This window comes from Roseomonas rosulenta, from assembly GCF_016106005.1.
In the GTDB taxonomy this organism is placed as follows: domain Bacteria; phylum Pseudomonadota; class Alphaproteobacteria; order Acetobacterales; family Acetobacteraceae; genus Neoroseomonas; species Neoroseomonas rosulenta.
This window is the reverse complement of record NZ_JACADR010000112.1, coordinates 1-13,413: the sequence shown is the minus strand read 5'-3', so window position 1 is coordinate 13,413 and position 13,413 is coordinate 1. Positions and strand designations below refer to the sequence as shown.

Annotated in this window: 15 protein-coding genes; 11 read left to right on the top strand and 4 right to left on the bottom strand. The window is 70.5% G+C overall.

Annotation, left to right across the window (positions count from 1 at the left end):
* Positions 1–1,335: DNA primase (gene dnaG, locus HW578_RS14415; protein WP_198371245.1), on the bottom strand; the 1,335-nt coding region annotated here is incomplete at its 3' end.
* Positions 1,336–1,439: 104 nt separating this feature from the next.
* Between dnaG and HW578_RS14410 the strand changes: the two genes are divergently transcribed.
* Positions 1,440–1,658, top strand: a complete 219-nt coding sequence (locus HW578_RS14410; protein ID WP_198371244.1) for a DUF3126 family protein — start codon at positions 1,440–1,442, stop codon at positions 1,656–1,658.
* A gap of 27 nt (positions 1,659–1,685) precedes the next feature.
* Here HW578_RS14410 and HW578_RS14405 read toward each other — a convergent pair whose 3' ends face one another.
* Positions 1,686–2,159, bottom strand: a complete 474-nt coding sequence (locus HW578_RS14405) for a DUF3592 domain-containing protein (RefSeq protein ID WP_198371243.1) — start codon at positions 2,157–2,159, stop codon at positions 1,686–1,688.
* A gap of 19 nt (positions 2,160–2,178) precedes the next feature.
* The gene (locus HW578_RS14400) at positions 2,179–2,631 is read right to left on the bottom strand and encodes a GatB/YqeY domain-containing protein (RefSeq protein WP_198371242.1); all 453 of its coding nucleotides are present in this window, start codon (positions 2,629–2,631) and stop codon (positions 2,179–2,181) included.
* Positions 2,632–2,748: 117 nt separating this feature from the next.
* On the opposite strand from HW578_RS14400, the gene carA reads away from it, so the two are divergent.
* From carA to HW578_RS14355, 9 genes are all read left to right on the top strand, one after another.
* On the top strand, positions 2,749–4,125 hold the full coding sequence (gene carA / locus HW578_RS14395) for a glutamine-hydrolyzing carbamoyl-phosphate synthase small subunit (RefSeq protein ID WP_198371241.1): 1,377 nt from the start codon (positions 2,749–2,751) through the stop codon (positions 4,123–4,125).
* 31 nt (positions 4,126–4,156) lie between these two features.
* Positions 4,157–4,915: an SDR family NAD(P)-dependent oxidoreductase gene (locus HW578_RS14390; protein WP_198371240.1), complete on the top strand. Its 759-nt coding sequence runs from the start codon at positions 4,157–4,159 to the stop codon at positions 4,913–4,915.
* On the top strand, positions 4,915–5,547 hold the full coding sequence (locus HW578_RS14385; protein ID WP_198371239.1) for a LysE family translocator: 633 nt from the start codon (positions 4,915–4,917) through the stop codon (positions 5,545–5,547). Before HW578_RS14390 ends, HW578_RS14385 begins: the two co-directional genes overlap by 1 nt.
* The gene (locus HW578_RS14380) at positions 5,544–5,813 is read left to right on the top strand and encodes a hypothetical protein (RefSeq protein WP_198371238.1); all 270 of its coding nucleotides are present in this window, start codon (positions 5,544–5,546) and stop codon (positions 5,811–5,813) included. The genes HW578_RS14385 and HW578_RS14380 overlap by 4 nt, the downstream gene beginning before the upstream one ends.
* On the top strand, positions 5,813–6,112 hold the full coding sequence (locus tag HW578_RS14375) for a hypothetical protein (RefSeq protein WP_198371237.1): 300 nt from the start codon (positions 5,813–5,815) through the stop codon (positions 6,110–6,112). The genes HW578_RS14380 and HW578_RS14375 overlap by 1 nt, the downstream gene beginning before the upstream one ends.
* A 3-nt stretch (positions 6,113–6,115) precedes the next feature.
* Positions 6,116–6,304, top strand: coding sequence for a hypothetical protein (locus tag HW578_RS14370; protein WP_198371236.1), 189 nt, complete (start codon positions 6,116–6,118; stop codon positions 6,302–6,304).
* Positions 6,305–6,322: 18 nt separating this feature from the next.
* Positions 6,323–9,568 (top strand): carbamoyl-phosphate synthase large subunit, encoded by a 3,246-nt coding sequence (gene carB / locus HW578_RS14365; protein WP_198371235.1) that lies wholly within the window; start codon positions 6,323–6,325, stop codon positions 9,566–9,568.
* 112 nt (positions 9,569–9,680) lie between these two features.
* Positions 9,681–10,154, top strand: coding sequence for a transcription elongation factor GreA (greA, locus tag HW578_RS14360; protein ID WP_198371234.1), 474 nt, complete (start codon positions 9,681–9,683; stop codon positions 10,152–10,154).
* A gap of 131 nt (positions 10,155–10,285) precedes the next feature.
* Complete coding sequence (locus HW578_RS14355; protein WP_198371246.1) at positions 10,286–11,485, top strand: threonine ammonia-lyase; 1,200 nt, start codon at positions 10,286–10,288, stop codon at positions 11,483–11,485.
* A 115-nt stretch (positions 11,486–11,600) separates the two neighbouring features.
* Here the strand turns inward: HW578_RS14355 and HW578_RS14350 are convergent, their stop codons facing one another.
* The gene (locus tag HW578_RS14350) at positions 11,601–12,617 is read right to left on the bottom strand and encodes an isopenicillin N synthase family dioxygenase (protein WP_198371233.1); all 1,017 of its coding nucleotides are present in this window, start codon (positions 12,615–12,617) and stop codon (positions 11,601–11,603) included.
* 165 nt (positions 12,618–12,782) lie between these two features.
* Here HW578_RS14350 and HW578_RS14345 point away from each other — a divergent pair, with 165 nt between their 5' ends.
* Positions 12,783–13,319, top strand: a complete 537-nt coding sequence (locus HW578_RS14345) for an Hsp20/alpha crystallin family protein (protein WP_198371232.1) — start codon at positions 12,783–12,785, stop codon at positions 13,317–13,319.
* Positions 13,320–13,413: the final 94 nt, after the last annotated feature.

Genomic DNA, 13,413 nt, shown 5'->3' with positions numbered 1-13,413 from the left:
AAGACGGGTTAGTGGATGTAGCGGAGACTGGAGGTCAGGCGTGTGGTCTACCGATCTCGGGCGACCGCCCCGGGCGGGGCGCGAGGCGGCGAAGAAGCGATCGAGCAGGACCCGGCGGTATTCGGCGGCCAGCGCCTTGTCGGCGATGGTCCCGGCCGCGCCGGCCAGGCGGTTGCGCAAGGCCGCGCGCTGCTCGGGCGTGGCGGCCGGCCGGCCTTCCGCGACAAGGGCATAGAGCGCCTCGGCCATCGGCTGCGCCGCGTCGAGCACCGCCTGGAAGGCCGTGCGGCCGCCGCGCGCCGTCAGCGTGTCGGGATCCTCGCCGGCGGGCAGGGTGGCGAAGCGCAGGGTGCGCTCGGTGGTGATCAGGGGCAGGGCGGTCTCCGCCGCGCGGGCGGCGGCCCGCGCGCCGGCGGCGTCGCCGTCGAAGCACAGCACCGGCTCGGGGCTGAGCCGCCACAATTCCTCGAGCTGCTCGGGCGTCAGCGCCGTCCCCAAGGGCGCCACCGCCCCGGTGAAGCCCGCCTGGTGCAGGGCGATCACATCCATGTAGCCCTCGACAGCGACCACGCTGGCGCCGCGGAAGGCGCCCTCCCGCGCAAGGTCGAGGCCATAGAGCCCCATCCGCTTGCGGAACAGCGGCGTCTCCGGGCTGTTCACGTATTTCGGCTGGCCATCGCCCAGGATGCGCCCGCCGAAGGCGATCACCCGGCCGCGACGGTCGCGGATGGGGAACATCACGCGGCCATAGAAGAAGTCGCGTGGCGGGTCGCCGGCCTCGCCCGCGCGCAGCAGGCCCGCTTCCAGCATCTGCTCCTCAGTGATGCCCTCGGGCCTGAGGTCGGCGGCGATCGCCCCACGGCCCGACGGCGCCCAGCCGAGCAGGAAGGCGCGGATCGTCGCCTCGCTCAGCCCGCGCCTGAGCAGGTAGTCGAGCGCCGGGCGCCCCTCGGGCAGGAACAGGCGGCGGTGATAGGCCTCGGCCGCGGCGGCCATGACGGCGTGCAGGTCGCGGGCACGGCGTTCGCGCGCGGCCTCCTGCGCGCTGGGCTTGGGCACCTCGAGGCCGGCCTCGGCGGCCAGGCGCTCCACCGCCTCGGGGAAGGCCGCACCCTCGGCGCGCATGACGAAGCTGATGGCGTCGCCGTGCGCGCCGCAGCCGAAGCAGTGGAAATGGTCGTCATAGACGTAGAAGGATGGCGTCTTCTCGCCATGGAAGGGGCAGCAGCCCTTCCAGTTGCGCCCCGACTTCAGCAGCCGGGTCTTGCGGCCGATCAGGCCCGGCAGCGGCATGCGGGCGCGCAGTTCGTCGAGGAAGGCGGGCGGGAGGGCCATGGGCTGGCCGGTTACTAGCCCCGCCGGCGGCCGGGGCGAAGCAGATTTGCGCCGGGCGGCCGCGGCGGCTATCCAACGCCCCTTCCAGACCACGAGGACACGACATGACCCCGGCCGAACGTGCCGCCGTGCAGGCGCATCTCCGCCGCCTGTTCGGCAACAACCGCATCGCCGTCACGGCCCCCGAGCGCAAGGGCGGCTCGACCGAGCTCAAGGTGGGCGACGAGTTCATCGGCACCATCCACCGCGACGCCGAGGATGGCGAGGTCTCCTACGCCGTGCAGATCGTGGTGCTGTCCGAAGACCTGGAAATGCCGAACTGAGCGGCTGCGGTTCTGCGCCCGGCCGCCTCACCGGCCGGGCGTGCGGAGCCCCGGCCCGCGCAGACCTGCGCGCAGGCGAAACACGAAAAGCGCAAGTATCAGCAGTACGACACCGCCCCCCGGCAGCAGCGCGATCGCCCAGCCGACGCGCGCGAGCTCAGCGGCCGCGAAGACCCGCGCCGGCGCCGCAGGGTCATAGATGACGGCGAAAGTCGCGCCGGTCGGCACTGCATCGACGGCGCTTGTCCCGGCGCCCCCGGCGGTGGCGCGCACCCAGCGCCCCTCGGCCGTCCTGAAGCGCAGGATAGGGCGGAAGCTGACGCCGCTCCGGCCGCTGCTGCGCTCATGGCCGACCACCGTCGCCTCGGTCCGCTGTCCGTGCCGTTCCAGCGTCCAGCGTACCTCCACCTCCTGCCAGGTCAGCCAGGAGATAAGCAGGGCCGCGCCCAGATAGAGGTTCAGTTCGCCCAGGCGCAGCAGGATCGTGCCTGCGCGACCCATGCGCGCCATCCAGCGCCGCTCAGCCGCCCAGGCGCGCCTTCACCATCGGCCCGGCCTTGGCCATGTCGAGCACCGCGGCGTGCTTCGCCTTCAGGGCGGCCACGACCTTGCCCATGTCCTTGATGCTGGCCGCGCCGGTCTCGGCGACCGCGGCGTCGATCGCGGCGGCCATGGCGGCGTCGTCCATCTGCTGCGGCAGGAAGGCTTCGATCACGGCGATCTCGGCTTCCTCCTTCGCGGCCAGTTCCTCGCGGCCGCCCTGACGGTACATCGCGACCGATTCCACGCGGGACTTCGCCATGCCGCGCAGCATGGCGATGATGCCGGCATCATCGACCGGCGGGCCAGGGCGGGCGGCGATATCCGTGTCCTTCAGCTTGGCCGTGATCATGCGCAGGGTGGAGACGCGCGCGGCGTCCCCGGCGCGCATGGCAGTCTTCAGTTCGTCCGTGAAGCGGGCGCGCAGGTCCATGGCGGTGTCCTCGATCGATTCCCGCGCGCTATAGCGCAGCCACCCGGCTGGGAGGAAATTTCCCAATCGCCGGATTCGGCTTGCGGTGGGAAATCACTTCCCGGCATAAGCCTGCTCATGCGCACCGTGGAAGAGATCGTCGCCCTGCTGGGCGGACCCGAGGCCGCCGCCACCCGCTGCGGCGTGGGCACCGAGGCCATCCGCAAATGGCGCCAGGCCCGCGCCATTCCCGCGAAGCACTGGCCCGCCGTGCTGGCCGCGACCGGCCTGACGCTCGCCGATCTTCCCGGCACCCCCGCCGAAACCCCCAGGACGGAGCCTGCCATGGCCAGCCCCGATACCCCCCCCGACGGTGCCACCGCCTGCCTGGTGCTGGCCGACGGGACGGTCTTCTGGGGCCGCGGCTTCGGCGCCGAGGCCGCCATGGTGGGCGAGATCTGCTTCAACACCGGCATGACCGGCTACCAGGAGACGCTGACCGACCCGTCCTATGCCGGCCAGGTCATCACCTTCACCTTCCCGCATATCGGCAATGTCGGCACCAACATCGAGGACATCGAGAGCATCACGCCGGCCGCGCGCGGCCTGATCGTCAAGCAGGACGTGACCGAACCGGCGAACTACCGGTCGACGAAGCACCTGCGCGACTGGCTGGTCAGCCACGGCATCCCGGGGCTTTCGGGCATCGACACGCGGGCGCTGACCGCGCGCATCCGCGACGGCGGCGCGCCCAACGGCGTGATCTGCCACCGCGCCGATGGCCGCTTCGACATCGCCGCGCTGAGGGCGCAGGCGGCATCCTGGCCCGGACTTGAAGGGATGGACCTGGCGAAGGAGGTCACCACCCGCCAGTCCTTCACCTGGGACGAGACGGAATGGGCCTGGCCGCAGGGCTTCGGTCGCCAGGTGGCGCCGCGCTTCAAGGTGGTGGCGGTGGATTACGGGGCGAAGCGCAACATCCTGCGCTGCCTGGCCTCGGCGGGCTGTGCCGTGACCGTGGTGCCCGCGACCGCGACCGCCGAGGAGATCCTGGCCCACAAGCCCGACGGCGTGTTCCTCTCGAACGGCCCGGGCGACCCCGCGGCGACCGGCGTCTATGCCATTCCCGCGATCCAGGGCGTGATGGACAGGCGCGTGCCGGTCTTCGGCATCTGCCTGGGTCACCAGCTGCTGGCCCTGTCGCTCGGGGCGAAGACCTACAAGCTCGCGCGCGGGCATCGCGGGGCGAACCAGCCGGTGAAGGACCTCGCGACCGGGAAGGTCGAGATCACCTCGCAGAACCACGGCTTCGCCGTGGACCCGAAGACCCTGCCGGCGAATGCGAAGGTCACGCATGTCTCGCTGTTCGACGGCACGAACGAGGGCATCGCCGCGACCGACCGCCCGGCGTTTTCGGTGCAGTATCACCCGGAAGCGAGCCCGGGGCCGTCCGACAGCCACCACCTGTTCCATCGCTTCGTGCAGATGATCGAGGCGCACAAGGCCGCCGCCTGACAGGCCGGCACATCCAGGAGGGGAAGAGCGCATGTTCGATCTTTCGGGGCGCGTCGCGCTGGTCACCGGCGGCAATGGCGGCATCGGGCTCGGCTTCGCGCGTGGCCTCGCCAAGGCGGGTGCCGCGGTGATGGTGGCCGGACGCAACGCGGCGAAGAACGAGGCCGCGGTGGCGGAGCTCGCCGCGCTCGGCGCGCGCGCGGAGAGCGTGGCGGTGGACGTGACGGACGAGGCCTCGATCCGCGCCATGGTCGCCACCACGGCGGAGCGCATGGGCCGGCTCGACATCCTGGTGAACAATGCCGGCACCAACATCCGCAACCGGCCCGAACTTGTGCGCATGGAGGACTGGCACACCGTGCTGTCCACCAACCTGACCAGCGGCATGATCGCGGCGCAGGTGGCCTACCCGTTCCTGAAGCAGGGCGGCGTGGGGCGCGTGATCAACAACGGGTCGATGCTGTCGATCTTCGGCCTGCCCTTCCATGCGGCCTATGGGGCGTCGAAGGGCGGCGTGGTGCAGATGACGAAGTCGATGGCGGTCGCGTGGGCGCCGGACGGCATCACGGTGAACGTGATCCTGCCGGGCTGGATCGACACCGACCTCACGCGCAAGGCGCGGCAGGACATGACGAACCTGCATGACGACGTGCTGCGCCGCAGCCCGATCAAGCGCTGGGGCGATCCGCGCGACTTCGAGGGCGTGGCGGCGTTCCTGGCCTCCGACGCGGCGGCCTTCATCACCGGGGTGGCGATTCCGGTGGATGGCGGGTTCTCGGTGCACGGCTGATGCCGTCGGTCGAAACCCTGCTGATCTTCGCCGCGCTATCGCTCGGCCTGGCCGCCACGCCGGGGCCGAACATGCTCTACCTCGTCTCCCGCGCGCTGGCGCAGGGAACGGGGGCGGGCATGGTCTCGCTGGTGGGCTGCCAGTTCGGCTCTCTGGTCATCATGCTGTGCGCCGCAGCGGGGCTGACCGCGGCACTCTTCGCCGTGCCCTACGCCTGGGACGTGCTGCGCCTGGGTGGCGCGGCCTACCTGGTGTTCCTCGCCTGGCAATGCGTGCGCCCGGGCGGCCAGCCGATCTTCGCGCCGCGGCCCATGCCGCAGGAACCCGCGCTGCGGTTGTTCTCGGTCGGCTTCGCCACCGCCGCGCTGAACCCCAAGGTCGCGCTGTTCTACGTGGCGGTGCTGCCGCCCTTCATCGACCCCGCGCTGGGCAGTGTCTTCGTCCAGGGCGCAGTGCTGGGCGCGGTGCAGATAGGCGTCGCCATCGTCTTCGACGGGCTGCTGGTCTATGGCGCGGCGGGTGTGGCGCGCTTCCTTGGCACGCGGCCGGGCTGGATGGCGGCGCAGCGATGGATCCTGGGCGCGGCGCTGGCGCTGATCGCGGTGAAGCTGGCGACGGAGAGCCGCGCATGATGGACGTGGTCGCCGGTATCTTTGCGCTCGCCTATTCGGGCCTGGTGCTGTTCCTGCTGGCGAACAGCCTGCGCCGGCTGATGCCGCCGATGCGCGCGGCGCTCACCGCCTTCGGGCTCTCCGTTGCCGTGCATGGCGCGACCACGTTGATGGCGGGGCCGCAGGCGATGGCCGCTCTCGCCTTCTGGGGCATTCCGCACCTGCTGGTGCTGCCGCTGCTTCTGCTGAGCGCACGGCGCCAGCACCGCGCCGCGGAGATGCGTTGATGTATGACGGTCTCGAAGCCATGGCGCAGGGCGCGGTGGCCGCGCTGGTCATCATCCTGCCGGCGGTGGTCCTGTTCTGGCGGATGACCGGGCGGCTCGGCGCAGGGCCGCGGGCGCTGCGCCCCTTCGTCACCTGCTGCGCCGGCTTCGGGGCGGTCGCGGCCTTCGGCAGCCTCTGGGCCTATGCCACCTTCCGACCGGGCCTGGTCGACGATGCCATGGCGGGCCTGCTGCTGATGGGCGGGCTCGCCGCCCTGGTCGCGTTCCTCACGCTGCTGCTGTTCCCGCGGAGGGTCTGACGCATGACGCGCCTGCTGCCCGTCCTGATGCTGTTCTCCGCCTGCAGCGTGGCTGCCTGGCAGGATCCGCCGCGGGGCCTGCAGACCATCTGCGACGAGGCCGGCGCGCGATCGAACATCGGGCTCGACACCGGCCCCGACGCCCGCCCCCGCCCCGACTGCCGGCCTGCCGCCGCCACCCCTTCACGCTGACCCTCCGGATACGCCCCCATGCCCAAGCGCACCGACATCAAGTCCATCCTCATCATCGGCGCCGGCCCGATCGTGATCGGCCAGGCCTGCGAGTTCGACTATTCCGGCGCCCAGGCCTGCAAGGCGCTGCGCGCCGAGGGCTACCGCGTCATCCTGGTGAACTCGAACCCCGCCACCATCATGACCGACCCGGGCCTGGCGGACGCGACCTATGTCGAGCCCATCACGGTCGAGATCGTCGAGAAGATCATCGCCAAGGAACGCCCCGACGCACTGCTGCCCACCATGGGCGGGCAGACCGCGCTCAACACGGCGCTCAAGCTGGCCGAGGCCGGCATCCTGGAAAAGTACGGCTGCGAGCTGATCGGCGCCAAGGCCGAGGTCATCGACAAGGCCGAGGACCGCCAGAAGTTCCGCGACGCCATGTCGAAGATCGGCATCGAGAGCCCGCGCAGCGAGATCGCGCACACCATGCCGGAAGCCTGGGAGGCGCTGAAGAAGGTCGGCCTGCCCTGCGTCATCCGCCCCTCCTTCACGCTGGGCGGCACGGGCGGCGGCATCGCCTACAACCGCGAGGAATTCGACCAGATCGTCGCCTCCGGCCTCGCCGCCTCGATGACCACCGAGGTGCTGATCGAGGAGAGCGTGCTCGGCTGGAAGGAGTTCGAGATGGAGGTGGTCCGCGATCGCGCGGACAACTGCATCATCATCTGCTCCATCGAGAACCTGGACGCGATGGGCGTCCACACCGGCGATTCCGTCACCATCGCCCCGGCGCTGACGCTGACCGACAAGGAATACCAGCGCATGCGCGATGCCTCGATCGCCTGCCTGCGCGAGATCGGCGTCGATACCGGCGGGTCGAACGTCCAGTTCGGCATCAACCCCGTCGATGGCCGCATGGTCATCATCGAGATGAACCCGCGCGTGTCGCGGTCCTCGGCGCTGGCCTCCAAGGCCACCGGCTTCCCGATCGCCAAGGTCGCGGCGAAGCTCGCCGTCGGCTACACGCTGGATGAATTGCAGAACGACATCACGATGGTCACGCCGGCGAGCTTCGAGCCGACCATCGACTACGTCGTAGTGAAGATCCCACGCTTCACCTTCGAGAAGTTCCCCGGCACGCCGGCGACGCTGACCACGTCGATGAAGTCGGTCGGCGAGACCATGGCCATCGGGCGCTCCTTCGCGGAAGCGTTGCAGAAGGGCCTGCGCGGTCTCGAGACCGGGCTGTCGGGCCTCGACGAGGTGCCGGTGCCCGGCGACGGCTCCGCCCAGGCCTTCCATGCCGCGCTGGCCACCCCGCGCCCCGACCGCGTGCTGATGGCAGCGCAGGCGATGCGCGCCGGCGTCTCGCTGGAAGAAATCCACGAGGCCTGCAAGTTCGACCCCTGGTTCCTGCGCGAGGTCGAGAAGATCGTCGCCGCCGAGAACGAGGTGCGCACCGCCGGCCTGCCGAAGACCGCGGACGCGATGCGGCGACTCAAGGCGCTCGGCTTCTCCGATAATCGCCTCGCCACCATCGCGGGCGTGAAGGAAGCGGACGTCGCCGCCGCGCGCGACCGGCTCGGCGTACAGCCCGTCTACAAGCGCATCGACACCTGCGCGGCGGAATTCGCCTCCGAGACGCCCTACATGTACTCGACCTATGAAGGTGGCTTCGGCGCGCCGGCCTGCGAAAGCCGGCCGACCGCGCGCAGGAAGGTCATCATCCTCGGCGGCGGGCCGAACCGCATCGGCCAGGGCATCGAGTTCGACTATTGCTGCGTCCATGCCTGCTACGCGCTGCGCGAGGCCGGCTACGAGACCATCATGGTCAACTGCAACCCGGAGACGGTCAGCACCGACTACGACACCTCCGACCGCCTGTATTTCGAGCCACTGACGGCCGAGGACGTGATCGCCCTGATCCGCAAGGAACAGGAAAGTGGCGAGGTGCTCGGCTGCATCGTGCAGTATGGCGGGCAGACGCCGCTCAAGCTCTCCCAGGCGCTGCACAAGGCGGGCATCCCGATCCTGGGCACGTCTGCCGAAGCCATCGACATCGCCGAGGACCGCGAGCGCTTCCAGATGCTGCTCAAGGGCCTCGGCCTCAAGCAGCCGCAGAACGGCACCGCGCGCACGCTCGACGAAGCCATCGTCGAGGCGAACCGCATCGGCTACCCGGTGGTGGTGCGCCCCTCCTACGTGCTGGGCGGGCGCGCGATGGAGATCGCCCACAACGACGAGCAGCTCCGCCGCTTCGGCGCCGAGGCGGTGAAGGTCTCGGGCGAGAACCCGATCCTGATCGACCAGTACCTGGCCGACGCGATCGAGGTGGATGTGGACTGCATCTGCGATGCCGATGGCCAGGTCTATGTGGCGGGCGTGATGGAGCACATCGAGGAAGCCGGCATCCATTCCGGCGATTCCGCCTGCTCCCTGCCGCCCTATTCCCTGCCGCCGGCGATAGTCACGGAACTCAAAGCCGAGACGGAAGCCATGGCCCGCGCGCTCAAGGTGCAGGGGCTGATGAACGTGCAGTACGCGGTGAAGGACGGCGAGATCTTCGTGCTGGAAGTGAACCCCCGCGCGTCGCGCACCGTGCCCTTCGTGGCGAAGGCAACCGGCGTTCCCGTGGCCAAGATCGGCGCACGGGTGATGGCCGGCGAGAAGCTCTCCGCCTTCCGGCTCGACGACGACGCCGTCTCGCGCCATGTCGCGGTGAAGGAGGCGGTCTTCCCCTTCAACCGCTTCCCGAACGTGGACGTGATCCTGGGGCCCGAGATGAAGTCCACCGGCGAGGTGATGGGCCTCGACCTGTCCTTCGAGCGTGCCTTCCTCAAGGCCCAGCTGGGTGCGGGGGTGAAGCTGCCCGAGGGCGGCACGGCCTTCATCTCGGTCAAGGACACCGACAAGGCCGCGGCGGTGACGATGGCGCGCCGCCTGTCGGAGATGGGCTTCCGCATCACCGCCACGCGCGGCACCGCGGCGCGCATCCGCGAGGCCGGCGTGGAGTGCCAGGTCATCAACAAGGTGCTGGAAGGCCGCCCGCATTGCGTGGATGCGATCAAGTCCGGCGACATCCAGCTGGTGATCAACACCACCGGCGGCGGGCAGTCGGTGGCGGACAGCTTCGACATCCGCCGTTCCGCCCTGACACATGGCATCCCGCACTACACCACGGCGGCCGGCGCGCGGGCGGCGGTGCACGCGATTGCGGCGCTCAAGGCCGGAACCCTTGATGTAGCCCCCCTGCAGGCGTATTTTGCTACATCGTTCTGACTGCATGGGGGCCGTGAGCGGCCCCCGTCCTGTCTCTCTCCCATCGACCGCCAGGCCTGGCTGAACCGGACCGAGGGCCGGTGGGGCATAGTATTCTTGGGAAGGTTTCGCCGTGCAGAAATTCCCGATGACGGCCGAGGGTCTTGCGCGCCTCGAGGAGGAGCTGAAGGTCCTGAAGGGCGAGGAACGCCCCGCGATCATCCGCGCCATCGCCGAGGCGCGTGCCCATGGCGACCTGTCGGAGAACGCGGAGTACCACGCCGCGCGCGAACGCCAGTCCTTCATCGAGGGCCGCATCGGCGAGCTCGAGTCGATCATTCCCTCGGTCGAGGTGATCGACGTCTCGCGCCTGTCCGGCGACCAGGTGCGCTTCGGCGCCCATGTCACCATCGTCGATGAGGAAAGCGACGACGAGAAGACCTACCGCATCGTCGGCCAGTACGAAGCCGACATGAAGAACGGGTCGATCTCGGTCACTTCACCGCTCGCCAAGGCGCTGATGGGCAAGAAGGTGGGCGACGCGGTCGAGGTGCCCGCCCCGGGCGGTGCCCGCTCGGTCGAGATTACCGCCGTGACCTACGCCTGACCGCCGGCACATCGCCGGGCGGCCAGGGCGCGCCGGGGAACCGGACGCGCCCTTCGTCTTTTCACCCGCCACCAAGGATAGCCATGTCGCCCGTGAATGCGCTCCGCACCGACGAGGCCCCTCTCGCGCCGATGGTCACGCTGGCCGACATCCGCGCCGCGGCCGAGCGCATCCGCGGCGCCGTGCTGCGCACGCCCACCATCGAGAACCCGGCGGTCAGCCGCGCCGCCGGTACGCGCGTGCTACTCAAGCTCGACAACCTGCAGGCGACCGGCGCCTTCAAGGAACGCGGCGCGGCGAACCGCCTCGCACTGCTGAGCGCGCGCGAGCGCGAGGCGGGCGTCATCGCCATGTCGGCGGGCAACCATGCCCAGGCGGTGGCGCGCCATGCGCAGCTCGCCGGCGTGGCGGCCACCATCGTGATGCCGCGCTTCACGCCGGCCACCAAGGTGGTGCGCACCGAATCCTGGGGTGCCCGCGTCGTGCTGCATGGCGAGACCCTGGCCGAGGCCGCCGCGCATGCGCACGACCTCGCACTTCGCGACGGCCTGGTCTTCATCCACCCCTATGACGACCCTGCGGTGATCGCCGGGCAGGGCACCATGGCGCTCGAGATGCTGGAGGATGCGCCGCAGGTCGATGCGCTGGTCATCCCGGTCGGCGGCGGCGGGCTGTGCGCCGGCGTGGCGACGGTCGCGGCCTCGCTGCGCCCGGGCATGCCGGTCTATGGCGTGGAGGTGCAGGGCTACCCCGCCATGGCGCAGCGGCTGGCGGGCGAACCCGTCTCGGTCGGCGGACCGACCATCGCCGAGGGCATCGCCGTGCGCGATGTCGGTGAATTGCCGCTGGCGATCCTGCGGCGCTGCCACAACGAGGTGCTGCTGGTGCCCGAGCGCGCGGTCGAACAGGCGGTCGCGCTGCTGGCCGAGGGTGCGAAGGTGGTGGCAGAGGGTGCGGGTGCCGCGGGTCTCGCCGCCGTGCTCACCTATCCCGAGCGGTTCCGCAACCGCGTGGTGGGCACCACGGTGTGCGGCGGCAACATCGATGCCCGTGCGCTGTCGAACGTGCTGCTGCGCCAGCTGCTGCGCGACGGGCGGATCCTGCGCCTGCATTTCGACATTCCCGACCGGCCGGGCGTGCTCGCGGACATTGCGAAGCGCATCTCCGACCTCGGCGGCAACGTGATCGAGGTGAAGCACCAGCAGCTGTTCGGCGCGCCCACCGTGCAGAGCACGGAGCTGCACCTGATGATCGAGGTGCGCGACGCCGCGCAGGGCGACGCCATCATCGCGGCGATGGAGGCCGCGGATTACGTCGTGCGGCGGGGCTGAAAGCCCGGTCGCCGCACGCAGGAACACACGCTTGAGGCGGGGCTGAATGCCCGGTCGCCGCACGCAGGAACACACGCTTGCGGCGGGGCTGAATGCCCGGTCGCCGCGCGCCGCATCAGCCGGCCGGCGTGTCCTTGCGGCGATGGTCGAAGTTGGTGCGGTTCAGCTTCATCCGGTGGTCGAGGTAGCGCAGCGGCTCGTAGCGCGGCGGATGCTCCGGGCCGGTGCAGCTGGGCACGACGCGGATCACAGCCTCGTTGTCCGGGCCGTAGAAGAATGGGATGGCGTAGCGCGCCTCGCTCGCCTGGTTGATCACGCGGTGCGGCGTGGGCGCGAAGCGGTCGTTGGAATAGCGCCCAAGCATCTCCGCCGTGTTCACCACGAAGGTGCCGGGGATGGCGGGCGGGCGGATCCAGCTGCCCTCCTTCGTGCGCACCTCGAGCCCCGGCAGCCGCGACTGCGCGAGGAAGGTGGTAAAGTTCGTGTCGATATGCGGCGCGAAGCCGAAGGTCTCGCCATCCACCTCGGGCTGGGGTTCGTAGCGAATCAGCCGCAGCGTGCAGGTCGGGTCGGTGAAGTCGCCGTCGAAATAGTCCGGCGGCAGGTCGAGCGCGGTGGCGAAGACCGGCAGCAGCCGGTGCGCCAGCGCCTGCATGGCGGCGAAATACGCCATGGTGGCGACGCGAAAGGACGGCAGCGAAGGCGGCCACTTGTTGAGCCCCGCCATCGGATGCCCGGCGAGGATCTCCGGGTCGTCCGGCGCGCGGTCGCGCACGATGTAGAAGCTCTCGTTGCGGTTCGGCCGCTTGTTGGCATGGATGGTCGAGGTGCGGATGGTCTGCGCGCCCATCGGCAGGTAGCCGATGTTGATGTCGCCGACCTTGAGGGCGAGCTTCTCCTCCATCGGCAGGGCGAAGAAGCGCGCGGCCTCGGCGAAGGTGTCGGACACCATGCGCTCGGGCACGCCGTGGTTGGCCAGCACCAGGAAGCCGGTGTCGCGGCAGGACCGCGCGACGTGCCGCGCGAGGTCCTCCCGCGCGCCGGGCGCGCCGGCGAGATACGGGCCGAGGTCGAGCACGGGGATGCGGCCCTCGGGCCCCGGGATGTCGGCGTGCTGGGCGATCGCACTCATGGCTGTTTCCTCGGCTTGTTGGGGCAGGTTTCCACGCCGCGCCCCGCGGGCAAAGCCCCTCGGCCTTGATCGGCCTCAAGGCAGGCCGGTGCCGCCCTGTGCGACAGGACGGCCCCAGGATGCGCGGCCTGCGCATCCGGACATCGGCGACGGAGAACCGGCACAATGAGCGAGCCCCGTACACCTTCCCCGCAGTCCCCTGCCTCCCCGCCGGCGCCCCGCCCGGAGACGGCCTGGCAGCCGCTGGCATCCCTGCGCAGCGAGATGGACCGGCTGTTCGACAATTTCTGGCGCGGCATCGGCACGCCGGCGAGTGGCGCGGCGCAGGCGGCCCTGCCGCGACTCTTCGAGGGCGCCTTCGGCGCCGCCGCCCCCGCACTCGACCTGGTCGAGACGGCCGCCGAGTATCGCCTGACCGCCGAGCTGCCGGGCATGGACGCCAAGGATGTCGAGCTGACGCTCGCCGACGACATGCTGACCCTCAAGGGCGAGAAGAAGGAGGAGCGCGAGGAGAAGACCGAGGGCTTCCATCTCTCGGAACGCCGCTACGGATCCTTCCAGCGGGCCCTGCCGCTGCCGCGCGGGGTCGACCGCGCGAAAGTCGAGGCCAGCTTCGACAAGGGCGTGCTGACCGTGATCCTGCCCAAGGCGCCCGAGGCGGCGGCCGCGCGGACGCGGATCGAGATCAAGCCGGGAAGCTGACGGGGCGGCGGCGCAGCGCGGTCGGGCCGGGCCGCGTGCGGGCCCGGCGCGCCGCCTCAGACCGCGCCGTCGATCAGCGCGCCCGTGCTGCGCC

Bases quoted from the DNA above. Each gene is read 5' to 3' on its own strand.
- HW578_RS14410 (WP_198371244.1), top strand. From the start codon at position 1,440: ATGACCCCGGCCGAACGTGCCGCCGTGCAGGCGCATCTCCGCCGCCTG.
- HW578_RS14405 (WP_198371243.1), bottom strand. From the start codon at position 2,159: ATGGGTCGCGCAGGCACGATCCTGCTGCGCCTGGGCGAACTGAACCTC.
- HW578_RS14400 (WP_198371242.1), bottom strand. From the start codon at position 2,631: ATGGACCTGCGCGCCCGCTTCACGGACGAACTGAAGACTGCCATGCGC.
- carA (WP_198371241.1), top strand. From the start codon at position 2,749: ATGCGCACCGTGGAAGAGATCGTCGCCCTGCTGGGCGGACCCGAGGCC.
- HW578_RS14390 (WP_198371240.1), top strand. From the start codon at position 4,157: ATGTTCGATCTTTCGGGGCGCGTCGCGCTGGTCACCGGCGGCAATGGC.
- HW578_RS14385 (WP_198371239.1), top strand. From the start codon at position 4,915: ATGCCGTCGGTCGAAACCCTGCTGATCTTCGCCGCGCTATCGCTCGGC.
- HW578_RS14380 (WP_198371238.1), top strand. From the start codon at position 5,544: ATGATGGACGTGGTCGCCGGTATCTTTGCGCTCGCCTATTCGGGCCTG.
- HW578_RS14375 (WP_198371237.1), top strand. From the start codon at position 5,813: ATGTATGACGGTCTCGAAGCCATGGCGCAGGGCGCGGTGGCCGCGCTG.
- HW578_RS14370 (WP_198371236.1), top strand. From the start codon at position 6,116: ATGACGCGCCTGCTGCCCGTCCTGATGCTGTTCTCCGCCTGCAGCGTG.
- carB (WP_198371235.1), top strand. From the start codon at position 6,323: ATGCCCAAGCGCACCGACATCAAGTCCATCCTCATCATCGGCGCCGGC.
- HW578_RS14355 (WP_198371246.1), top strand. From the start codon at position 10,286: ATGGTCACGCTGGCCGACATCCGCGCCGCGGCCGAGCGCATCCGCGGC.
- HW578_RS14350 (WP_198371233.1), bottom strand. From the start codon at position 12,617: ATGAGTGCGATCGCCCAGCACGCCGACATCCCGGGGCCCGAGGGCCGC.
- HW578_RS14345 (WP_198371232.1), top strand. From the start codon at position 12,783: ATGAGCGAGCCCCGTACACCTTCCCCGCAGTCCCCTGCCTCCCCGCCG.